22 protein-coding genes are annotated in these 22312 nt (G+C 68.6%); 8 read left to right on the forward strand and 14 right to left on the reverse strand.

Annotated features, from left to right (window positions below):
• Positions 1-94: 94 nt before the first annotated feature.
• Genes ACZ6YV_RS38430 through ACZ6YV_RS38455 form a run of 6 tightly spaced genes read right to left on the reverse strand, consistent with a single transcriptional unit; the run spans position 95 to position 5248 of the window.
• Positions 95-1201, reverse strand: coding sequence for a cytochrome P450 family protein (locus ACZ6YV_RS38430; RefSeq protein WP_465514398.1), 1107 nt, complete (start codon positions 1199-1201; stop codon positions 95-97).
• Positions 1183-2562: a cytochrome P450 gene (locus ACZ6YV_RS38435; protein WP_465514310.1), complete on the reverse strand. Its 1380-nt coding sequence runs from the start codon at positions 2560-2562 to the stop codon at positions 1183-1185. The genes ACZ6YV_RS38430 and ACZ6YV_RS38435 overlap by 19 nt, the downstream gene beginning before the upstream one ends.
• A complete protein-coding gene (locus ACZ6YV_RS38440; RefSeq protein ID WP_465514311.1) occupies positions 2559-3155 on the reverse strand; it encodes a GTP-binding protein in 597 nt (198 codons plus the stop codon). The genes ACZ6YV_RS38435 and ACZ6YV_RS38440 overlap by 4 nt, the downstream gene beginning before the upstream one ends.
• Positions 3133-3486, reverse strand: a complete 354-nt coding sequence (locus ACZ6YV_RS38445; RefSeq protein WP_465514312.1) for a DUF742 domain-containing protein — start codon at positions 3484-3486, stop codon at positions 3133-3135. Before ACZ6YV_RS38445 ends, ACZ6YV_RS38440 begins: the two co-directional genes overlap by 23 nt.
• Complete coding sequence (locus tag ACZ6YV_RS38450; protein ID WP_465514313.1) at positions 3483-3911, reverse strand: roadblock/LC7 domain-containing protein; 429 nt, start codon at positions 3909-3911, stop codon at positions 3483-3485. The genes ACZ6YV_RS38445 and ACZ6YV_RS38450 overlap by 4 nt, the downstream gene beginning before the upstream one ends.
• Positions 3908-5248, reverse strand: coding sequence for an ATP-binding protein (locus ACZ6YV_RS38455; protein ID WP_465514314.1), 1341 nt, complete (start codon positions 5246-5248; stop codon positions 3908-3910). Before ACZ6YV_RS38455 ends, ACZ6YV_RS38450 begins: the two co-directional genes overlap by 4 nt.
• A gap of 559 nt (positions 5249-5807) precedes the next feature.
• Here ACZ6YV_RS38455 and ACZ6YV_RS38460 point away from each other — a divergent pair.
• Positions 5808-6038, forward strand: coding sequence for a hypothetical protein (locus tag ACZ6YV_RS38460; protein WP_465514315.1), 231 nt, complete (start codon positions 5808-5810; stop codon positions 6036-6038).
• Positions 6039-6367: 329 nt separating this feature from the next.
• Here ACZ6YV_RS38460 and ACZ6YV_RS38465 read toward each other — a convergent pair whose 3' ends face one another.
• The 3 genes from ACZ6YV_RS38465 to ACZ6YV_RS38475 form a co-directional block, all read right to left on the reverse strand.
• Positions 6368-8974: a hypothetical protein gene (locus ACZ6YV_RS38465; protein WP_465514316.1), complete on the reverse strand. Its 2607-nt coding sequence runs from the start codon at positions 8972-8974 to the stop codon at positions 6368-6370.
• A gap of 74 nt (positions 8975-9048) precedes the next feature.
• The gene (locus ACZ6YV_RS38470; protein WP_465514317.1) at positions 9049-10173 is read right to left on the reverse strand and encodes an epoxide hydrolase family protein; all 1125 of its coding nucleotides are present in this window, start codon (positions 10171-10173) and stop codon (positions 9049-9051) included.
• Positions 10174-10226: 53 nt separating this feature from the next.
• Complete coding sequence (locus tag ACZ6YV_RS38475) at positions 10227-11060, reverse strand: enoyl-CoA hydratase/isomerase family protein (RefSeq protein ID WP_465514318.1); 834 nt, start codon at positions 11058-11060, stop codon at positions 10227-10229.
• A 125-nt stretch (positions 11061-11185) separates the two neighbouring features.
• On the opposite strand from ACZ6YV_RS38475, the gene ACZ6YV_RS38480 reads away from it, so the two are divergent.
• Positions 11186-11572 carry a winged helix-turn-helix transcriptional regulator gene (locus ACZ6YV_RS38480; RefSeq protein ID WP_465514319.1) on the forward strand — a complete coding sequence of 129 codons (387 nt, stop codon included), beginning with the start codon at positions 11186-11188 and terminating at the stop codon, positions 11570-11572.
• Between the two features lie 127 nt (positions 11573-11699).
• On the opposite strand, the gene ACZ6YV_RS38485 is transcribed toward ACZ6YV_RS38480, so the two are convergent.
• A complete protein-coding gene (locus ACZ6YV_RS38485; protein ID WP_465514320.1) occupies positions 11700-12848 on the reverse strand; it encodes an FAD-dependent monooxygenase in 1149 nt (382 codons plus the stop codon).
• 167 nt (positions 12849-13015) lie between these two features.
• Between ACZ6YV_RS38485 and ACZ6YV_RS38490 the strand changes: the two genes are divergently transcribed.
• Entirely contained in the window at positions 13016-13345 is a 330-nt protein-coding gene (locus ACZ6YV_RS38490; protein ID WP_465514321.1) for an ArsR/SmtB family transcription factor, read from the forward strand.
• A gap of 20 nt (positions 13346-13365) precedes the next feature.
• Here ACZ6YV_RS38490 and ACZ6YV_RS38495 read toward each other — a convergent pair whose 3' ends face one another.
• Positions 13366-13812 (reverse strand): SRPBCC family protein, encoded by a 447-nt coding sequence (locus ACZ6YV_RS38495; RefSeq protein ID WP_465514322.1) that lies wholly within the window; start codon positions 13810-13812, stop codon positions 13366-13368.
• Positions 13813-13931: 119 nt separating this feature from the next.
• On the opposite strand from ACZ6YV_RS38495, the gene ACZ6YV_RS38500 reads away from it, so the two are divergent.
• The 4 genes from ACZ6YV_RS38500 (at position 13932) to ACZ6YV_RS38515 (ending at position 16807) form a co-directional block, all read left to right on the forward strand.
• Positions 13932-15077: a sensor histidine kinase gene (locus ACZ6YV_RS38500; RefSeq protein WP_465514323.1), complete on the forward strand. Its 1146-nt coding sequence runs from the start codon at positions 13932-13934 to the stop codon at positions 15075-15077.
• 2 nt (positions 15078-15079) lie between these two features.
• Entirely contained in the window at positions 15080-15838 is a 759-nt protein-coding gene (locus ACZ6YV_RS38505) for a LytR/AlgR family response regulator transcription factor (protein WP_465514324.1), read from the forward strand.
• Positions 15839-16033: 195 nt separating this feature from the next.
• Positions 16034-16285 (forward strand): hypothetical protein, encoded by a 252-nt coding sequence (locus ACZ6YV_RS38510; RefSeq protein WP_465514325.1) that lies wholly within the window; start codon positions 16034-16036, stop codon positions 16283-16285.
• A 51-nt stretch (positions 16286-16336) separates the two neighbouring features.
• Complete coding sequence (locus ACZ6YV_RS38515) at positions 16337-16807, forward strand: GNAT family N-acetyltransferase (protein WP_465514326.1); 471 nt, start codon at positions 16337-16339, stop codon at positions 16805-16807.
• Positions 16808-17109: 302 nt separating this feature from the next.
• On the opposite strand, the gene ACZ6YV_RS38520 is transcribed toward ACZ6YV_RS38515, so the two are convergent.
• Positions 17110-17685 carry a TetR/AcrR family transcriptional regulator gene (locus ACZ6YV_RS38520; protein ID WP_465514327.1) on the reverse strand — a complete coding sequence of 192 codons (576 nt, stop codon included), beginning with the start codon at positions 17683-17685 and terminating at the stop codon, positions 17110-17112.
• A 50-nt stretch (positions 17686-17735) separates the two neighbouring features.
• On the opposite strand from ACZ6YV_RS38520, the gene ACZ6YV_RS38525 reads away from it, so the two are divergent.
• Positions 17736-18689, forward strand: a complete 954-nt coding sequence (locus ACZ6YV_RS38525) for an SDR family NAD(P)-dependent oxidoreductase (RefSeq protein WP_465514328.1) — start codon at positions 17736-17738, stop codon at positions 18687-18689.
• A 19-nt stretch (positions 18690-18708) separates the two neighbouring features.
• Here ACZ6YV_RS38525 and ACZ6YV_RS38530 read toward each other — a convergent pair whose 3' ends face one another.
• Together ACZ6YV_RS38530 and ACZ6YV_RS38535 are read right to left on the reverse strand one after the other, a co-directional pair.
• On the reverse strand, positions 18709-19683 hold the full coding sequence (locus ACZ6YV_RS38530) for a glycine betaine ABC transporter substrate-binding protein (protein WP_465514329.1): 975 nt from the start codon (positions 19681-19683) through the stop codon (positions 18709-18711).
• 28 nt (positions 19684-19711) lie between these two features.
• A complete protein-coding gene (locus tag ACZ6YV_RS38535; RefSeq protein WP_465514330.1) occupies positions 19712-22114 on the reverse strand; it encodes an ABC transporter permease subunit in 2403 nt (800 codons plus the stop codon).
• Positions 22115-22312 lie beyond the last annotated feature (198 nt).

Here is a 22312-nt window from a genome sequence, read left to right on the forward strand (position 1 = left end):
CCCGCCCGGCCCGCTCCCCCCCCCCGCCCCGTGGGGTGGGGTTTGTTGGGGCCCCCCCCCCCGCCCCCCCCCCCCCCCCCACAACTCACCGAATTCACTTGAGGCGTACCGGAAGACTCGTATGCCCGTTCGAAATGAACGACGGCGTCTTCTCCAGTTCGGAGACCTCCGCCGCCAGGGCCAGCTCGGGGAACCGTTCGAACAGCGCCGGTAGTGCGAGTTCCGCCTCCAGCCGCGCCAAGGGCGCACCGAGGCAGTAGTGCACCCCGTGCCCGAACGACAGGTGCTGGCTCTTCGACTCCCGCGAAAGCCGGAACTCGTCCGCGTCGGAACCGTGCGCCTCGGGCGAGCGGCCCGCTGCCGCGTACGAAGCCAGGATCGCTTCGCCCGCCTTGATGCGCACCCCGTCGATCTCGATGTCTTCCACCGCGTACCGCAGCGGAAGGTTCGCGATCGGTGCCTGCCACCGCATGGTCTCGTCGATCACCTCGGCCCAGGTGTGCTCCCCGGAGCGCACCTTCGCCAGCTCGTCGGGATGCGTCAGCAGCGCCAGGATCGCGTGGTGCAGCAGGTTCACCGTGGTCTCGTGCCCGGCCGAGATCATCAGGATCAGCGTGTCGATCAGCTCGGCCTCCTCCAGCACCGAACCGTCCTCGTCCCGCGCGGCGATCAGGCCGCTGGCGAGGTCCTCGCCGGGGTTCTCCCGCCCGTTCGCCACCAGCTGCCCGAGAATCCCGTACATCAGCACGCCGTTCGCCTGCGCCTCTTCGGCGCTGAGCGAGGTGTTGAACACCCCGTCCACCGCGCGCCGCAGCTCCGGCCGGTGCTCCTCGGGCACGCCGAACAGCTGGCAGATCACCTCGATCGGCAGCGGATAGGCGAAGTTCTCCCGCAAGTCCACCGAATCCGGCCCGGCGGCGAGCCGGTCCAGCAGGCCGGTGGTCAGCTCCTCGACCCACGGCCGCAGTGCTTCCACTCGGCGCGGGGTGAACGCCTTCGACACCAGCGAACGGAGCCGCCGGTGGTCGCCACCGTAGGCGGTGAACATGTTCTGCACCGAGACCCAGATTCGCAGCGGCCAGTCCTCGGGGATCTCACCGTCGCGGTAGGCCGCCCAGTGCAGGTTCGGGTTCTTCGACACCCGCGGGTCGGACAGCAGTTTCCGCAGCAGTTCCGGCTGGGTTACTGACCACGCCACCACTTCGCCAGGGAGTTCCACCAGTGTCGCGGCTCCTTGGGCGCGGAGTTCGGCGCCTTCGGTGTGGATGTCACGGCCGTTGGGATCGAGGACGAACGGGCGGGCTGGTGCCATGGGTGCTCTCCTGTCGGGTCGGGAACGGGACTGGCCGGTGCGACGACGGGGGTGAACAGGACCGGGAGACCGGCCAGCGCGCGGTGGAACGGGCCCGGCCGCCAGCGCAGTTCGGCGTCCGGCACGGCCAGGCGCAGATCCGGCAGCGCGTCGAGCAGGGTCTCGATGGCGGTGGTGGCGATCAGCCGCGCCGGGCCCTGCGCCGGGCAGGAGTGCACCCCGGCGCTCCAGGCGATGTGCGCCCGGTTACCGGCCCGCTGGGCCTCGCCCAGCTCGGGATCGGTGTTGGCGGCGGCGAAACTGATCATCACGGGCTCGTCGGCAGGCAGCCGCGCGCCCATCAGGTCGGCCGCCGGATAGGGGTAACCGGCGGAGTAGTTGGCCATCGGCGGGTCACTCCAGAGGATCTCCTCCAGCGCGTCCTCCACGTGCAGGCTGCCGCCGGCCAGGTCTCCGGCGAAGCGCTCGTCCACCAGCAGCAGCCGCAGCCCGTTGGCGATCAGGTTCTGCTGCGGTTCGGTACCCGCGCCCATCAGCAGCACCAGCTGGTGCAGCATCTCCTCGTCGGTCAGCCCTGAGGGATGCGCCATCATCCACGAGGGCACGTCCTGGCTCGGCTGCCGCCGCTTGAGCGCCAGCAGGTCCAGCATGGCCGCGGTCAGCTCGGCGTTGGCGCGCTCCGGGTCCACCATGTCGAAGATCCCGCGCATCCCCGCGGTGAGCCGCTCGCCCAGTTCCGGTGGGCAGCCGAAGAGGTGGTTGAACACCTGAAGGGAAAGGGTTCCGGCGTACTCGGTGAGCAGGTCCGCCCGGCCGTTCCGGGAGAACTTCGCGATCAGGTCCCGCGCGGCCTTCTCCACATAGTCCAGAAGGGCGTGCGGGTTCACCCGCGAGAGGCTGTCGGTGACCGCGCTGCGGTAGCGCGCGTGCACCGCGCCGTCGGTGAACAGGCAGTTCGGCCGGTAGCCCATCATCGGCATCACCGGGTTGTCCGGCGGCTGAGTGGCCTGCCAGCGGCGCGGGTCACGCGGATAGGTCTGCGGGGAGCGCAGCACGTCCAGCGCCGCCTCGTAGCTGAGCACCAGACTCGCGTTCACCCCCGGCGACAGCTCGACCGGCGCGACGTGGCCGTGTTCCTTGCGCAGGCGCGCGTAGACCCTCGCCGGGTTCGCGGCGAACTCCTCGTCGTAGAGCGGGGTGCGCGTCGCGTGAGCGGGACAACCGGGGGGCGGGATGGCGGGAACGGTCACGAATGCTCCTGGCGGCCGGGAGTGAACAGGTAGTCGACCAGGCTGATCAGCGCCGAGGCGGCGGACGCGCGATCGCGGGCGTCACAGGTGACCAGCCGGGTCTGGGGTAGCAGATCGAGCGCCTCGCGCAGCTCGGCGTCGGGGAAACGCGGCGCGCCGTCGAACTGGTTGACCGCCACCGCGTAGGGCAGGTCCAGTTCCTCCAGCAGGCCCATCACGTCGAAGGAGTCCTGCAGGCGGCTGGGATCGACCAGCACCAGCGCCCCGAGCGCGCCGTGGGCCAGGTCCTTCCACATCTGCGTGAACCGCTGCTGGCCAGGGGCGCCGAAGAGGTAGAGCACCACCTCGTCGCTCAGTGTCAGGCGCCCGAAGTCCATGGCCACCGTGGTGGTGTCCTTGCCGCGCACGCCGGACAGGTCGTCGACCAGTGCGCCCGCCTGGGTCATCCGCTCCTCGGTGCGCAGCGGGCGGATCTCCGAGAGCGTGCCGACAAAGGTGGTCTTCCCCACCGCGAACGGGCCGACGATGAGGATCTTCACCGAGGTCCGGACCGTGGCGGGAACGTATCGGTCAGGTGAGAGCACGGAGGCCATCGAGTACCTTCTGCAGGAGTTGCTGGTCGGGGACTTCGGTCTCGCGCACCGCGGCCCGTGCTTCGATGTGCCCGCTGTCGAGCAGGTCCGACAACAGCACCTTGATGACGCTGGTGGGCAGCTTGAGATGCGCCGCCACCTCCGCGACGGCCAGTGCGCCGCCCCGGCACAGCTCCATCACCCGCCGTTTTTCCGGGCTCAGCCCGGTCACCGGCGCCCAGGTGGCCAGCACCACGGTGGCCACGTCCAGGGTGTTGCGGGTCGGATGGGCCCGGCCCTCGGTGACCACGTGCGGCCGGACCAGCGCCCGTTCCCGCCGCTGCCCGCTCATGCCGGGCTGCCAGATCCCTCGGTCGGAAAGCGCGGCGGCGCGGTGAGTTCCTGGCCGAGTCTCTGCACCAGCTCTTGCAAACGCGAGGAAACGCCCTCGATGTCCACCCGGCCGGTGGTGGACACCGCGACGTAGGCGCCCTGTCCGGCGGAGGTCAGGAAGACGAACCCGCCGTCGAATTCGATCAGCGTCTGCCGCCACTGCTCCGGCGGCTGACGGCAGAACTCGCCGGTGGCGCGGGCGAGCGACTGGAGCCCGGAGACCGCGGCGGCGGTGCGCTCGGCGTCCTCCACGGTGATTCCCTGCGAATGGGCCATCAGCAGGCCGTCGGCCGAGAGCAGCACCGCGGAGATGGTCTCCGGCATCTGCAGGGCCTGGTCGAGCATCCAGCCCAACCGGTTGTTGGTGGTGACGGAGCTGCTCACTGGAAATCCCTTTCGTCATCGGTGGAAGAAGCGCGGCCCTGGCGGGTGCCGCGCTGCCAGGCCGTGGCCGTGGCGACCGGGCTGTGGTTCACCGGGGACTCGGCCGGTTCCGGCGCGGCGGGCGGCTGCACCGGAACCGACAACGTGGTGGTGGCCGCCCCGGTCACCGGAGCGCGTCGGCGACGGCGGGGCAGGCCGTGCGCGGTGGTACCCAGTTCCTCGGCCGGTTCGGCCGGCTGTGGTTCCGGCGCGGGAACGCGCACATGCGGGGCCGGACTGGGGGTGATCGCGGCCGGGCTGGCAGGCGCGGCCAGCGCCGGGACTTCCTGCGGTGCCGGCTCCGGGACGGCGGCGCGGGTGAGCAACTCGCTCGGCAGGAACAGCACCGCGCGCACCCCGCCGAAGGGCGAGCGCATGTCCACCGAGACGCGGAAGCCGTAGCGGCGGGAAAGCACGCCGATGACGGCGAACCCGATCCGCGGCGGCACACCGAGCGCGGCGATGTCCTGACCGCCGTGGCCTTCCAACAGCCGGCCCGCGCGCTGCACCGCTTCCACCGTCATGCCGACCCCGGCGTCGTCGATGACGATCGCCAGCCCGTTGTGCGCCTGCTGGAAGCTGACCTGCACGGGCGAACCGGGCTGCGAGTGGCGGGCGCCGTTGTCCAGCAGCTCGGCCACCGCGAGCACCACCGGTTCCACGGCCTGGCTGACCACCGCGGTGTCCGAAGGCGCCGGGATCTGCACGCGCGCGTAGTCACGGATGCGGCCGGTGGCCCCGCGCACCACGTCGGTCAGGGTCGCGGCGGAGCGCTGCAGGCCCGGCCACGAACCGCACAGCACGGCGGTCGCCTGGGCGCGGCGGCCCAGCTGCGAGTTCGCGTGGTCCAGGCCGAGCAGACCATCGAGCACGTCGGGATCGTCGTGGTGCTCCTCCATCGCCGAGATCAGCACCTGCTGCTCCCCCGCGAGGTTCTGCACCGTGCGCATCATCGCGCGCAGGGTGGCGGCGGCGGATTCGGCGGCGTTGCGGCGGGTCTGGCCGGTCAGCTCGCTGATCGCCACCAGCAGTTCGCGGTGGGGGTCCTCGCCGTTGAAGGCACGCAAGGGGCCGGGCACGGTCACGGCCTGGTTGGTCTGCCCCTCGACGATCGCGGGTAACCGCCTGTGCAGCAGGTGCCTGTCCTCCTCCTCACGGGCGCGGAGTTCGGCCAGCAGCTGCTCACCACGACGGCCGGCGTTGACGGTGACCCGGCGCTGGCGCACCAGCAACAACGCGAAGGCCGCGGCGAGCAGCGAGACGCAGACCAGCGCTGCCGTCAGCAGGGGGTACTCCATGAAATCCTCACGATCGACAGGGCAAGGACGCCTGGGCCGAGCCGGGGGATCATGCGGCAGCTCCACGGCAGCGGGGATCGAAGGACGTCATCAGCAGCGAGTACCGTAGCGCAAACACGCCGTGAGCGGCAGCCGCTTCCCGCGGGAAAAGTGGTTCTGTGCAGGGGGCCGGCTCTTTGTCGAACTGGCCAAGATTCTCGCTCCCGAGCACGACACCACCACCTAGCGGCTTGCCGGGCCCCTGACTACGCCAACCGATGACCCGGGCCCCGAAGTCCGATCGGCAGCCCGGGTCGTCGATGCCTACCGGCAGGCGTGGAAGCCGGCGCTGGAAACCGGTTCCCGCCCACAGCAGGCGATCGCGCCGGTAAGGACTCGGTCATTGCCGCCTCTGGACCGCATGTCCGAAAGTTCTGGCGCCGAGCCTGCCGGGAGTCCGGCTCCGCGATCGCCACAGCCGGGTGGAAGACGGCTGAATTCACCCGTTCGGCATACAAACGGGCCCGGTTCATGATTGATTGTGCGCGCACGTGTTCAAGAGAGAACTGGGGATGTACAAGTGAAGAAGAAGATCGCGGCAGCCGCCGCCGTGATGGGCGCGCTGGCGTCAACGATCGCGTTCGCGCAGCCTGCCAGCGCGGGCGTCGACCCGACGTACTCCTACGAGTCCAGCTGGCCGGAAGAGGGCGACTGCCAGATCAACGGCTACTTCGGCCGGCAGAACGGCCGATGGTCGGCCTACTTCTGCTCCGCGTCGAGCTGGTCGTGGGACCTCTACATCAAGCCGTAGCCCGCGATAGCGTGGGAACCTGACGGACCACCAGAACCTTCGACGCGATCGTCGCCGGCCCGAAAGACGGCAAGCCTGCCTTGCCGCTTCACGGTTTTCCCGAGGCGACGATCGTGTGGGAGGACCAGGTCGAACGCCTGGCCCGCGAAGGACTCCGTGCGCCGCGGCCACTCCCCCGGCCTCCGGCGGAAACCCGCTCGGCCGCCGCAGACCACAAAAAGCCAGGCCTCGACCGGACCCAAGCCGGTCTGTTGGTTCGGGAGAGCGTGCTGCCGCTACAGAGCAGGCGGCCCCGCTCCCTGGAGGGAACGGGGCCGCCGATCACGCGGTCAGTTGACGTACACCGAGTAGCCGATGCCACCCGATCTGGTGCCGTCGGCTGTGGTGCCCCGCACGATGACCGAGTAGATGCCTCGCTCCGGTGGGGTCCACGTCATCGTCCCCGCACCCGAACCGTCCGCCGGCACGGTGGTCTCCTCTGTCACGGCACCCCGGTCGTTCCGGACTTGGTAGGTGTACGAGACGATGCCCGGCATACCCGGCGTGAAGGTGAACGTCCCCGGCACACCAGTACCGCCCGACCACTTGCTTTCCGGGTATTCCTTGGACGACACGTACGGCGCGCTCAAGATGTTGAGGTAGTACGCCTTCTCCTGCGAGGAGACGTTGTCGGCCGTCACCGTACGCACCCGCAGGTTGTGGTAGGCCGTGCCTTCCGGTGGCAGCGGCGGAGTCCATGCCAGCACGGAGCGCCCGTTCTGAGCGGCCACCTGCTGGAACGGACCCCAGTCGAACGAGTACTCGAACGCCACCGCGCCCGGCTGGCGGGCTTCGAACGTGAAGGTGCCGGGGAACACCCGCCCGTTCGCCTGGAACTCCTTCGAGGTCACAGTTGGATCGTTCGTCACTGTCCACGTGATGTTGTCCGTCGACGACCACACACCCGCCGTGTTCTTCGCACGCACCACCATCTCGTAGTCGCCGATCCTGGGTGGGGTGTAGCTCACCGTCGCGGTGTTCCCGCTGACCGGCACGGTCCACCTGGTCGCCGGGTCCGCCGTCAGCCAGTACTCGAACTCCACGGCGTTCGGCATCGGGGTGGTGAACGTGAACTTGCCGGCTCTGCCCTCCGTCCCGATGTCGCCCTCGTGGCCGATCGCCGGTCGCCAGGTGTTGAGCGACAACCGTTTCTCCGTCACCGGGGACAGCCCGCCGGACGCGTCGCGGGCCTGGACCCGCAGCAGGTTCTGGTCGGCCGAGGTGAACTCGACCGGCAGCGTGGCGGTTCCGTCGGCGTTCGCCTTGACCGTCCACTTCGTACCCTCGGCACTCGCGAACCAGTAGTCGTACTCGACGACGCCCGGCATTCTCGGGGCTGCCGTGTAGGTGGCCGAGGTGCCCAGGTCGACGTTTCCGGGCCCGCTCACCACCGGTGACGCATCGACGAGGAACCGGTACTCGCGTTCCGGCGACTTCACGCCCGAGGTGTCGGTGCTGCGCACGAACAGCACGTGATCACCACCGGTGGCCGGCGTGATCGTCACCTCGGCGACGCCGTCCTGGCCGGCCGTGACGGTGGCGGACGCGCCGTCGTCCAGCCGGTAGTCGTACCCCACGACGTTCGGCATCCCCGGCGCGAACCGGAACGCTCCCGGCACGCCGATGCCGCCGCCCGGACCGCCCTGCGGCGGGTAGCGGTCGGACGTGACCGTCGGCCGCGTCTCCTTGACGAGGAACGAGTAATAGGTGCTGAGCGAGAGGTTGCCCGCCCGGTCCCACGCCCGTACGACCACCGACTGCCAGCCGTTGGCCGTCGGCGTGAAGCTGACGGTGGCCTTGCCGTCGGGGCCTGCGGCGATCTCTCGCGTGTTCCCGCCGAAGTTGTAGTCGTACCGGACGACGTCGGTGGAACCGTTGGGAGAGAAGGTGAACTCGCCCGCCACACCGACTCCGCCGCCCTCGGCGCCCTCCGGGTACGTCGAGGAGACGACGGCAGGCGCGTTCGGATCCGTGCGGTCGACGGTGAACCGGCACGGGGCCGTCGTGGCCGACTTCGCACCCCAGCTGTCCTGTGCGTACACCTCCCACGCGTAGGTACCGTCGGCGAGACCAGAGATGTCCGGGTAGGCCGCGGCGGGGCTGCCCGACCCGGCACCTGTGCGCCGTTGCGACGGGTCCGTCACCGGCCACCACGTGAACTGCCCGGACGTGGAGTCGCCGTCCGGGTCGGATACCTGTGCGCTCAACTCCAACTCGCGGCTCACCAGCGCGCCGGTGCCGTCCTTGGCACAGGGTTCGCCGTTGGTGCGGGGGGCGGTCGGCGTCGCGGGCGGCGCGTTGTTGACCACCCGTAGCGTCGCCGGGGCCTTGATCAGCCGATAGAACGCCGGGTCCGCCTCGTGGGCTTCGGCGACGCGGAAGCCCAGAGTGAGATGACGGACCTTGTGTTTGACCGCGTCCCGCACCGCGGTGGTGACGTCGAACGTGGCGTCGTTGTCGACGCAGGTGCCGTCGGCACCCCTGGACGCTACCCGTGTCCGCTCCGCCGGGCGGCTCTGCCAGGTCGACTGCTTGGTGTAGGCGGAGGTCTGCCACACCTCGGTGGCGCGGCTGTCGCAGCCGACGTAGTGCGTCTCACCGGCCGACAGCAGCACCTTCGTGAACGGCGCACCCCGCAACGAGCTCAGGTCGAAATTCACGTAAGAGCGTTGGAGGTGCGGTGTGGTGTCCCAGGTGCCGATCGGCAAGTTGCCGGGCGGCTTGAAATAGGCGGTGGCCGGTGTCGCTGAGTCGACGTAACCCCAGGACGTCGCGGACAGTGTCATCTCGGAACGCCGTTGACCAGTGGTTTCCGCTGCCGCCATCGCGCCATCAGTGACGGTGAGCGCGCCGGCGAGCATGACGGCGAGCAACGTCAGTGATCTTCGTAAGGTCATGCTGCCCCTCCCTTGTTGCATGCACGACGTACACGCCTGAAGGGGAAAGTCGGTTGCCCTATGGTCTAGCCCACTCACAGGCGGAAGAGGCGGAAGAAGCCGCGTATCTGTTCGATCAGCGATTCTGGCTGTTCCAGGGCGGCGAAGTGGCCGCCTCGCGGGAGTTCCTCGAACCAGCGCAGGTCGGTGAACCGCAGTTCGGCTTCCCGCCTCGATGGGCGGGTGATGTCGCGTGGGTAGACCGACAGTCCGGAGGGTGCGGTGACCTTGTCCCGGAAGTGGGCGAAGCTTTCCCAGTACAGGCGTGCCGATGATGTGGCGGACGCGGTGAACCAGTAGACCGAGATTTCGTCGAGAATCTTCTGCCGCGGCAACGTGTCCTCGGGGTGGCCGTTGTTGTCCGTCCAGGCCCGGAACTTCTCGGCGATCCAGGCGGCCTGTCCCGCCGGGGAGTCGGTGAGGCCGTAGCCGAGGGTTTGCGGGCGGGTCGCCTGGAGCGCCGAGTATCCCCGGCCGGTGCGCTGGAACTCTTTTTCGGCTCGGAGGTTCGCCAGTTCGGCGGGTGTCGGGTCGTCGAAGGTGCCCGCCGCCACGGACCCCAGGTTCAGGTGGACGCCGGCGACCCGCTCGGGTGCCACCTCGCCCAGCGCGCCGGACACCGCCGAACCCCAGTCACCGCCCTGCGCGCCATACCGTTCGTAGCCCAGCGAGACCATCAACGTGTCCCAGGCGCGCGCGATGCGCGTGACACCCCACCCGGTCGTCGACGGTTTGTCACTCCAGCCGTACCCGGGCAACGACGGCGCGACCACATGGAACGCGTCCGCCGGATCCCCGCCGTGCGCACGCGGATCGGTCAGCGGGCCGAGTACGTCCAGGAACTCCAGCACCGAACCCGGCCACCCGTGGGTGAGCACGAGCGGGAACGCGTCCGGCTCCGGCGAGCGGAGATGCAGGAAGTGGAGACCCAGCCCGTCGACCGTGTCGCGGTACTGCGGGAAAACGTTGAGCCGCTCGGCGAACCCGAAGTCGTAGTCCTCGGCCCAGCTGCGGCACAGCTCCTGCACGTAAGCCAGCGGCACCCCCTGCGACCAGTCGCCCACCGGCTCGGACTCGGGCCACCGCGTCCGACGCAACCGGTCACGCAGATCCGCGATCTCGGCTTCGGTGACACTGACTTCAAACGGCTCGGCGGCCATAGCGGTGCTTCCTTCCTCGTTCAGGAGTGGTCGGCTCGGCGTATGTGCCGGGATCAGCCGGCCAGCTTGCGGAGCAAACTCTCCAGATCGCGTTCGCCGTCGCGGGTCTGGGCGCCGTGGGCCAGTCCGCCTCGGATCAACTGTTCGGCCGCGGGCCGGACGAACTGGCCCGCCCAAGCGTCGTGTTCGCGCAGGAGACCCTCGGCCAGATCAGTGGGAACGACGGCACGTTTGGCCGCGGCGACCACTCCCTCGGGGAGTGCGGCGATGTTGCGGGCGAGGCGGTCGACGAAGTCGTCGAGTTCATCGGCGGGTACGGCCCGGTTGATCCAGCCGTAGCGTTCGGCGGTCCGCGCGTCGTGCAGGTCGGCGCCGAGCACCACCTCCAAAGCGCGGTTGCGGCCGATCCGATCGGCGAGGTACTGGGTGCCGCCGCCCCCGGGGACGATGCCCATGAGGGCCTCGACCTGGCCGATCCCGGCGCGGCCGATCGCCGCGAACGCCATGTCCGCCGCCGCGACGAACTCCGCCCCTCCGCCGCGGGCCAGGCCGGCGAGCTTGACGATCGTCACCTGGGGCTGGTGCCGGAGCAACTCCCCGAGGGCCTGGAAGACGTTGACACCGTCGGGTGTGTCGGCCGCGAGTTCGTCGAAGGCGTCCGGCGCGTCGACGAGTGTCATGTCGACGTGGGCGATGAAGAAGTCCGGATCGGCGCTGTCGAACACGATCACCCGGACCGAGTCGTCGTCCCGCAGCCCGGTCAACAGCCGCCGAAGGTCGGCCATGAGGGCGACGTCCAGGACGTTGACGGGTGGGTTGTCGAGGGTGACACGGGCGATGCCGGCCTCATGGCTCACTCGCAGGGTCGCGTAGGTGTCGTGGTGCACGAAAGAAATCTCCGATCGGTATCTGTCAGGCAGCTAAGTTCCTGATGTATACCTAGACTGAAGCGGCGAGAGACCAGCGTCAATAACGCACTTTCGGCATCGTAAGGATCTTGGAGGATACCGACATGGACGCTCCCGGCACGGACACGGACGTCGTCTACCGGGCCGACTGCCCCAGTCGCCCGATCCTCGACCAGATCGCCGACAAGTGGTCGATGATGGTGATGACCGTCCTCGACAGACCCCGCCGGTTCAACGAAATCAAGCGCCGCCTCGAAGGCGTGACCCAGCGGGTCCTGACCCAGACCCTGCGCCGCCTGGAACGCAACGGGATGATCGAACGGCGCGTGCTGCCGACCTCACCGGTCGGAGTCGAGTACTCCCTCACCCCGCTCGGCGAATCCCTGCGCGAACCCTTCGGTCACTTGTACGACTGGACGACCTCCCACGCGGACGAGATCCAGAACTGCCAGCAGAGCTACGACCAGCGTCGTGAGGCCGAACGAACGTAGCCGCTCGTTCGGGGTCAGTCGACGGCGCGGTCCTTGTCGTAGCGGGACCGGCCGATCCCCTGAGCAGGCGGCTCGCGTGACCGTCGGCAGCTACCTCGGTGCTTGACCTGGACTGTCCGGCTCCCGCTCAGATCCGGCTGTTCTGCTTGGCGGGCAAGGTGTTTCGGGTGCGGGTGGCGAGGCCGACGGCTCGGCCGGCGATATTGCGTAGCGCCAGCCCGTGCCGAGTTCGCGGAACGAGCAGCGTGGCGACGAGGCTGACGCGCCGATGCCTCGGGTCCACCTGCCGCCGGTGCTTCGCCTCGTAGGCCTGGAAGGCTCGCGCATGGTCACTGGGATGCGCCGCGAGCGCTTCGGCCAGCGTGCGTGCGCCGGCCATCGCCATGCTCGACCCGTCGCCGAGCAGGGCTACCGCGGATGCCGCGTCGCCGAGCAATGCCACGCGACCGCGCGACCACTTGTCCATCCACACGTTGGCGAGCGGATCGAAGAAGGGCGCGGGGTGGTTCTGGTACGCCTCGACCAGTTCGGGGCTCCGCCAGCCGATTCCCGCGTACGCCTCGGCCACCATGCGTTTGTGGAGCGCGGTGTCGTGGCGGTCGTAGCCGGGCACCCGTCCGGCACGGAAGGTGAACATCGCGAGTGGCTTCCCCCGGGACGGGTGGAGGGTGAGCATCCGGCCGGGCGCGGTCAGCATCACAGCCACCTCCGGTTCATCGAGTGCACCGGGCTCCACCGGCACCGTCGCGCCGTACATGCCCAGGCCGGTCGTGAACTGCTCCGCCGGTCCGAAGACCAGGCGGCGCACCGGGGAATGGATGCCATCCGCACCGACGAGCAGGTCGAAACGGCGCGGCGGCGACCGGCGGAAGGTGACCTCGACCCCCGATCGGTCCTGCCGAAGGCTGGTGATCGTGTCATCGAAGAGGAACTCCGCTTCGTCGCGCGCTGCCTGGTGGAGCACTGTGGACAGGTCGGATCGGGTCACTTCGACCGACTGCGGGGAAGTCGTCGGGACCCGGAGGAGCTGCCGTCCGTCCGGATCGAGGAGCGAGAGGGCGCTCGAGCCGGTGGCGACCTCGCGCAACCGCGTGAGGATGCCCATGCTCCTGGCGACCGTCAGGGCCGGTTCCTTGACGACGACGGCGCTGCCGCCGGACCTCAGCTCTTTGGCCTGCTCGACGACCGTCGGCCGATACCCGTGCCGGGCCAGCCAGTAGGCGAGAGCGGGACCGGCGATACCGGCACCGTGGATCAGGACGCGAGAAGGCGTCATGGCCGCAACCTTTCCGAGGAGGGAAGCGACGAGCGCCGCAGACAGGCTTCGTGCGCAAGCGAAGCCCGGCGCGGTTGCCACGCACTCTCAGGTACGTCGTTCGTCGTACCTGCAGTCAAGCACGTCCGTCAGGTACGATGCAAGACGTACCTGAAAGGGGTGAGGCGATGACCGGGTCGGGTCCGGCCGAAGACGATGCCGGGAATGCCGATCTGGGCACGGTGTTCCGCGCGCTCGCCGACGAGCATCGCCGCACCGTGATCGCAGAACTGGCGGCGGACGGGAGCGACCGCGAGCGCACCTGCAACTCGTTCGATCTCCCGGTGTCCAAGCAGACGCAGACGCACCACTTCCGGGTTTTGCGCGAGGCCGGACTCATCCACGAGATCAACTACGGGAACCGGAAGGGAATCCGGTTGCGCCGGGCGGAAATCGACCGCCGGCTCCCCGGCCTGCTCGACCTGCTGACAGCGGAGCACCGCGACACGCGGGCGTGACCGCTCTGCCCGGAACCTGGTCAGCCAGGCTGATTGCCGGCCCAGCCACCTTGCTGTTCGGCGGCGTCCACATCGGACTCCGCCGTCGCGGTATGGGCGAGCGCGGCCACGGTCTCCTCCAGCCCCCGTTGAACGTCCTCATCGGCGGCGTCACGAACGCTGTGCAGGGTCACCGAAAGGCGACACGCGGCAGGGCCGGCATCCTCGATCGACAACTCCCCTTCGTACTCATGCGGCCCCTGGGAACCCCAGCGCAGCGAGCGATTGCCCTCGTCGACTTTCAGCCACGCCTCCCCTTCCACGTGCTCACCATGAACCTCGGCCTCGACATGGACGGCGTCGCCGCCCTCAGGCTCAGCCCGGCTCATCTGCGGAAAGTAATGAGGCAGGTTGCTCGGCTCGCGCAGGTACGCGAACAAGTCGGAAGCGGGCATGTCGATGGTGGCGGTGTGCCGGTAGTCGGTCATGCCCACGCATACCCGGCGTCACCGCTCCGAAACACCGTTCCTGAAGGTCGACGACACCGCCGACGAGGCAGCTTGCGCTGACGAGGCCCCTGGTCTCATCCTTGTCGCGGGGAGGTCTCATGGTCGGTGGCGTGCTCGCCGTGGTGTTCGCCGCTGCCGCGATCTGGTTCTTCTTCCGCGGCCGCCGTGACCGCGGACTTCCCCCGGAGGCCGTCGACCGGCTCCTGCAGACCGCACCTTTGCTCCACGATCGCTTTTCGACACCTACGGCCGATCCGTTCACCGAGCGGCTGCGCAGCTTGCTGGACTGTGTCGCCGTCGGCATCACGGACCCCAACGGCGACCTCCTGAGCTGGAATGGTGCAGCCAACCATCACTACGCCGACTTGGTCTCCCCCATCATCTCCGTCCTCAGTGACCACCAGAAGGCCGTCTTGACGCACGACGACCTTCCGAATTCGTCCTGCCGGTGCGAAATGGGCGTCACGGTACTCGTCCCGCTGATCGTCGACGGCGATCCCGAGGGGGTACTGATCGTGATCGCCAAGAGCCCTGATCGACAGTTCAGCCTGATGGTCGACGTCGTGGCGAAGTACGTCTGTGTCCAGCGCGACCTCGGCCGCCGCGACGAGTCCAAGCACGCTCTCCAGGCGGCCGAGATCAAGGCACTCCGGGCACAGATCTCTCCGCACTTCATCTACAACGCCCTCAACGGGATCTCAGCGCTGATCCGGACGGACCCCGATACAGCCCAGGAGCTCTTGCAGGATTTCGCCGACTTCGCCCGGTACTCCTTCCGCACGTCCGGCACGTTCACGACGCTGGCCGAGGAGATTCGGAACATCGATCGATACCTGGCGATCGAAGCGGCCCTCTATGCCGGGAGGATCGGCGTCCGGATGAAGATCGCACCCGAGGTGCTGAGTGTGGGGATGCCGTTCCTCGTCCTGCAGCCCCTGGTGGAGAACGCGATCAAACACGGACTGGCCCGCAAGCCCGGCGGTGGCACTGTCACCATCACCGCGAACGACGCAGGCGACGAAGCGGAGATCTGCGTGGAAGACGACGGTCTCGGCATGGATCCCAAACTGCTCGAGTCCGTGAGCGGCCGGCACATCGGCCTCGGCAACGTCAACGCCCGGATGCGGCAGACTTTCGGCAGCGGATACGCCCTGGTTGTCGAAACCGCGGAGGGCGCGGGCACCAAGGTCACCCTGCGGCTGCCGAAGTCCCTGTCCGACGTGCGACGGAATCCGAAGGAGTGAGAATGACCGCTGGGTTGCGAGTACTGGCAGTGGACGACATGCCCGCCGCACTCGACCGGATCTGCCGATTGCTTCGCGAAAGCCCAGACGTCACCGAGGTCAGCTCCGCGGAGGACCCCCTCAGCGCGCTGAAGATGATCCAGGCCGCACACTTCGACGCGGTCTTCATCGACATCTCGATGCCCGGCATGAGCGGCATCGACATGGGCGGGCTCCTGGCGAAGCTGACCGACCCACCCGTGATCGTGTTCGTGACCGCCTACGACGAACACGCCGCCGACGCCTTCGACCTAGGAGCTGTCGACTATCTCCGTAAACCGGCCAGCGCCGATCGGGTCGCCGCCGCACTGAGGCGAGTGATCAGAATTCTTCCCTCCACCGAACCGGCACGCTCCCTCGTCCCGGACTCCTTGACCGCGATACCGGTGGAGACACGAGGCCGCACGAGATACATCAAGCGCCGCGAGATCGTCTTCGTCGAAGCCTGCCGGGACACCGTCAAGCTTCACACCTTCTCCGGCATCCATCCGGCACGGATGTCCATCTCTCAGCTAGCCGAGTCCTGGGAGGACGCCGGCTTCGTGCGCACCCATCGCAGCTTCCTCGCCGCCCTCAGCGCGATCACCGAATTGCGGAGCGACCCCACCGGAGGCCTGGTGGCGCACACAGAACTCGGCGACGTTCCGATCAGCAGGCGACACGCTCGAACCGTACGAGAGCGTCTGTTCCGCGCGGCGAACACCGAAGACCCCGATCACTGACCGCTCCGCCGACCTCACGGCACCAGGTCATGCACGGCGACCGCTCGTCAGTCCCTTCGTACCGCTGGTTGACCGCTGGTCGAACATCCATGGTCAGAAGTCCGCGGGCGATACCACCGGCACGAGCGGCTTCCTAGCCTGGCATCGACCGTCAGACAGCCGGCGCTTCCGGCAGGAGAACAGGCAGGACTGGAAGTGCCGAACATTTCTACGGCCGCGATCATTCTGGTGGCAGTACTTTCCGTGTTCTGCCTGACCGCACTCACCCTCCACCTGACCATCGGGGCCAGGGACGGATACTTCAAGGTCAAGTTCGGACCGTTCTTGTTCGAATACGGCGCACGTCCCGACACGAGCGACGCCGGGCCGGAATCGAACGAGCAACCTTCGAACGCGGCCGAGAATCGGGTGACCGACACGACCACGCCTCACGCACCTGCACCGTAGTCGCCGCCGATCCTCGACGCGGTCAACTGACCGTAGGGCAGGATGGCCCTTATGGTGGAGATCAGATTTCTGACCGAATCCGACCGCGCCTCCTGGGAAATCCTGACCCGTGGCAAGGACGAGTATTTCGAGATCGAACGCAGCGAAGACGACTACGAACGGACCTGGCGGCGTCTGCTCGAGGACGAACGGATACGGGGCGTCGCCGCCAGTCTCGATGGGAGACCGGTGGGCGTCGCGCACTACTTGTTCCACGCCAGTATCTGGCACTCCGGGAAGTGTTACCTGGCGGACCTGTTCGTCGATCCTCGAGTTCGACGCCAAGGCATCGCGACGGCAGTGATCGAATGGGTGGCAAAAGACGCCGAGGAACACGGTTTCCCCAGCCTCTACTGGAACACTCTCGAAGACGCGCCCGCACGCGCGCTTTACGACAAGATCGGTAAATTCCACAAAGGACTCATTCACTACGCCTACCGGCGCGACTCCAACCCGTCGCCTGCTCTCGCTGACGCGGGATGACGGCGTGGATGAGCGTGGCCATCCGGAGATATCGAGGGATAAGGCAAACCTGGCGTGTTTGTGGACGGTGTCGGTGACTCTGCGCGACACCGGGTCGTTGGCGTCGACTGTGTGGATTTTGGTGCGTTGGATGACCAGAAATCCACACACTCCTGTCGTGACCGGACCGGTCACGACAGTCGGACAGGGGGGGTGTATGGAAATAGGGACGTTGAGCGTCCCTATTTCCACACACTCCTCACCCTGAGTGACAACTCGCGCCCTCGTCGACCCGACACCTCTGCCTTACCCCTCAATAGCTCCTACTGCGGCACCCCATGCCGGATCGCGTCGATCAGCATGTGCACGAGTTGCTCCACACTGACCTGCCACTTGTCTTTCGCCAGATGACCGCTGAGTTCCATGCCCGCGATGCCGTGCGCACTCGACATCAGCAGCGCGCCGTACCGAGGCGCGTCGGACTCGCCGACCATGTCCGCGACCAAGGCCAGGAACACACCCTCGAGACGGCCCGCGGCCTCCAGGGCGGCAGGCGTATCGGCCGGAGTGCTGAACATCAGCGCGTACCGGTGCGGCAGACGGCGAGCGACGTCGATCAGCGCCAGAACGGCTCGCTCCAGCCGTATGTCCGAAGTGGACTCTAGGTTCACCCGAAGGTGCTCGACGTCGTCCGCCAGGGAACTCCACGTATTGATGGCGAGCTGGGCCAGCAGATGTTCCTTGTTCTCGAAGTGCCCGTAGGGCGCACCTCGCGAGACTCCGGCCCGAGCTCCGACCGCGCGCAGGGTCACCGCGTCAGGACCGCCCTGATCGAGCAGCTCGGAAGCAGCGCGGACAAGGGCTTGCCGCGTGGCCTCGGCGGTCTCGGTGCGTGTCACACCGGCCACTCTAGTTGACAGTGTCATCCGAACTGGGCAGGCTGTTCCATATGACAATGTCACATGAGTTGCCCGGCCTCACTGGCCGCACCATCGTCGTCACCGGGACGACCTCCGGCCTCGGCCTCGCCCTTTCCGGCGCGTTGGCGGCGGCCGGTGCCCGGATCCTGATGACCGTTCGTGACGCCGAGCGGGGAGCGGCGGCCGTCGACCAGGTGCGAGCCGGGATCGACGGCACCGGGTCGGCCGAACCCGTTCTGCTCGACCTTGCCGACCTCTCCTCGGTACGGGCCGCCGCCGCGGAGATCCGGGAACGCACCGGGAACCGGGTCGACGTCCTGATCAACAACGCCGCGGTATCGCTGGGGCCGCACAGCCGTACCCGCGACGGATTCGAGCTGCAGATCGGAACCAATCACCTCGGCCCGGCCGCGCTGACCTGGCTGCTGATGCCCGCGCTGCGGGCAGCCGGAGACCGCGGGCGACCCGCCCGGGTCGTGACGACGTCCAGCCTCGGCCACCGCACCGGCGGACTCGACCTCGCCGACCTGCATTGGGAGCGCCGACGCTACTCGCCGACCCGCGCCTACGGAGCCTCCAAGCTCGCGAACCTCCTGTTCGCCGCGGAGCTCGATCGGCGGCTGCGCGCCGCCGGCGACCCGGTGTCGTCGATCGCCGCTCACCCTGGACTGACGACGTCACAGCTGCTGACCAACTCCCTGGCCCGCAGGAGCACGTGGAGGTCCCGCCTTCTCGTGCTGCCGGACCGCTACCTCTCGCAGCCGGTCACCGCCGGTATCGCACCCCAGCTCGTCGCCGCCACGGGACCGGTCGATGGCGGCGACTACCTGGGCCCGACCGGACCGTTCGAGATCCGCGGCCCGGCCGGTCCGGCACGCCGCTCGGCGACCGCCGAGGACCGGGGGCTCGCGAACGAGCTCTGGCAGATCACGAGCGCCGCCACCGGGGTCACTCCAGACCCCGGGCCCGCAAACCGCACCTGACCGCGAGCTCGCAGCCGGTTCAGCTGATGAAGCCCGCCGACTTGAGCCAGTCATGGGCGACCGTGGCGGCCTTCTGGCCGTCGACGCTGACCTTCTTGTTCAGGTCCGTGAGCGTCGCGGTGTCGAGCTTCGCGGCGATCGGCGCGAAGACCTGCTCCAGCTGCGGGTATTTCTGGGCGAGCGGAATGGCGATCGCGATGGCGGGGTTGTACGTCGGAAAGAAGTGCTTGTCGTCCTCGAGCACGGTGAGCTGCTGCGCGGCCACGCGCCCGTCGGTGGAGGCGACCGAGCCGAAGCCACACGGGTCCCCCTTGCCGATGCTCGGGTAGACGACGGCGTCGTTGAGCAGGTGCACCTGCGGGTCGGGCAGCGTGAAACCGTAGGCCTTCGCCAGGCCGGGGAAACCGTCGTCCCGGCTCTTGAACTCCGGACCCATGCAGGTCGAGGCCGCGGCCGGGTCCCGCTTCACCAGGGCCGCGTAGTCGGACAGCGTCTTGACGCCGGTCCGGGCCACTGTCGCCGCGTTGCCGGCGAGGGCGTAGGTGTCGTTGGCAGGCGAGCGGGCCCACCAGGTGACGCCGTTGGCGGCGTCGGCCTGCTTGACCGCGTCGTACTGCGCCTGCGGGTCGCTGATCGGCTTGGTCTGGTTGAGGTAGCTGATCCAGGCGGTGCCGGTGTATTCCCAGTACAGGTCGACAGCGCCGCTGGTGAGCGCCTGGCGGACGTTGCTCGAGCCGGTGATGTTGGTCTTGTCCTGCGGGCTCGCCCCGGCCGCCTGCAGTGCGACGAGGGCGATCTGGCCGAGCAGCAGCTGCTCGTCGAACTCCTTGGAGCTGACGCGGATCTGGGCGCCGTTCAGCGCGTCGATCTTCTTGATGGATCCCGCTCCCACCTGGGCACCGGTCTCGTCCTTGCCGATCGTGCAGCCGACCGCGAGCGACGCTGACGCGACGAGCGCGAGCACGACGGCTGTCGTGCGCTGGAGCATCCGCATGGGTTGGTCCTCCTTGAAGTCGGTCGAGCTACAGGCCACGCGGGTGCAGGACCTCCTCGGCGACCAGCCCCAGCCAGTCGACGAAGAGCGCCAGTGCGGCGACGATGATGCCGAAGGTCAGGCTCAGGATCGGGCGGTACAGCCCGATCCCGGCGACGAGCCCGCCGCCGAGACCGCCGCCGTCGACGAACGTCGCCAGCGTCGCGCTCGCGACGGTGAGCACCAGCGCGGTCCGGATCCCGGCGAGGATCACCGGGACGGCCAGCGGCAGTTCGATCCGCCACAGGATGGCCGTCTTGCCCATGCCCATGCCTCGCGCGGCGTCGACGAGGGCCGGGTCGACGCCGTCGAGCCCGACGATCGTGTTGCGCAGCACCGGCAAGGTCGCGTAGACGACGAGCGCCGTCACCGCCGTCGCGGTGCCCGTGCCCATCCAGAGCGCGAGCAGCACGACGAGCCCGATCGACGGGATCGCCTGGCCGAGGTTGCCCAGCCCCAGCCCGATGGGCCGGGCCCAGCGGGCGCCTGCGCGAGTGAGCAGGATGCCGAGCGGGAGGGCGATGGCGATGGTGCACGCCGTCGAGATCAGGGTGAGCCGCAGGTGCTCCCCCAGTTCGGTGAAGATCGTGCCGGCGTTGAGAAAACGCTGTTCGATCGAGTCGAGCGGATGCGCACGCACGATCAAGAAGAGCGCCAGCAAGGCGAGGGTCAACAGGACCGGGCGCACCAGCAGCCCGAGCCGGCGCCGACGAGGCCGTGCGGGCACCGTGCTGTCCGGACCCGGGCCAGGCGCCTCCTCCGCGTCCGGGATCGCGGGCGCCTCGTCGATCGTCCGGAGCGCCTCGGTCAGGCTGGACACGTCGCACACCCCCAGCGGCTGCGCAGCGCTGTCCTCGGTGACCGCGACCGCGGTGCTGCCGGTCCGCACCATCACGTCCAGCACGTCCCGCAGGGTGGCGTCGGGCCGGACCGAAGGCAGGCCGTCCGGCTTTGCCGCCTGCTGAAGGTCCAGGTCGCCCACCCGGATCAGCGCGAGCCGTTTCAGGTTCCGCTTCGAGCCGACGAAGCTCGCGACGTAGTCGTCCGCCGGCGCGGCGAGGATCGCCTGGGGCGTGTCGTACTGCGCGATCACCGACCGCGGGCGCAGCACGGCGATCCGGTCGCCGACCTTCAGCGCCTCGTCGAAGTCGTGCGTGACGAACACGATCGTCTTGCGCACTTCCCGTTGCAGGCGAAGGAATTCGTCCTGCAGCCGGGCGCGTGTGATCGGGTCGGTGGAGCCGAACGGCTCGTCCATCAGCATGACCGGCGGGTCCGCGGCCATCGCCCGCGCCACCCCGACGCGCTGCTGCTGACCGCCGGAAAGCTCACGCGGGTACCGGATGCCGTGCTCGCGGGTCAGGCCGACGACGTCGAGCAGTTCGCGCACGCGGCCCGCGATGCGTTGCCGAGTCCAGCCGAGCATCCGCGGCACCACGCCGATGTTGGCGTCCACGCGCAGGTGCGGGAAGAGCCCGATCTGCTGGATGACGTAGCCGGTGTTGCGCCGGTGTTCGTCGAGGTCGAGCGCCGACACGTCGGTGCCGCCGATCGTGACGGCACCCGCGGTGGGCTCGACGAGCCGGTTGATCATCCGCATGGTGGTCGTCTTGCCGCACCCCGACGGACCGGTCAGCACGACGATTTCGCCCGCGGGGATGCGCATCGTCAGGTTTTCGACCGCCGGTACCGCTCGTCCGGGGTAGTGCTTGCTGACGTCCCGCAGCTCGATCGTCTCGCCGCCCATTCCGGCCGCGCCTCCCGACGTCGCCGGGTCCGCTGCTCGGAGGGCACGAGGACGCCGCCGGGTGGTCAGCTTGCCGACCACCACGAAGGCGAGGTCGAACAGCAGCGCCAGCACCATGATCCCGAGCGTTCCGGTGAGCACCTGGTTCAGCGAGTTGACCGAGCCGAACCGGCCGAGCCCGTCGAAGATCTCGTTGCCGAGACCGGGGCCCTTGACATACGCGCCGATGGCCGCGATACCGATCGTGATCTGCGTCGAGACCCGGATGCCGGAAAGGATCACCGGCCAGGCCAGTGGCAGGCGCACGCGGAACAGCAGCCGCGCACGGCCGAGCCCCATCCCGCGTGCCGCGTCCACCACGGCCGGATCGACGCCACGCAGCCCGACGATCGTGTTGCGCGTGATCGGCAGAAGCGCGTAGAGCACCAGCGCGCACAGGACATTCGTCAGCCCCAGCCCGAACGGGCCGATCAGGATGCCCAGCAGCGCGATCGACGGGACGGTCAGGAACGCCGCCGTCGTCGTGGTCGCCATCGCGCCGAGCCACCGCCGCCGGTAGGTGAGCAGGCCGATCGTCATCCCGACCAGCACGGCCAGTGCCATCGCCGCCAGCGTGAGATCCACGTGCAGGATCGCGTCGTTCACGACGTCGATCCAGTTCTCTCGGAGGTACTCCCACAGGCTCAGGGCGCCGCTCCTCGACGTCGCAGGGAAGAAAATCGCCGACCACGCCACGTTCGGCCGGGTCTCAGCCCAACATGCCCGCGGGGCTCCTGTCCACAACTCGGCGCAACTGATTCAGGAACCACGAAAGCGGCAACAGGATGGCAACACCGTGTCCCT

It is taken from the genome of Amycolatopsis sp. NPDC102522, from assembly GCF_055584485.1.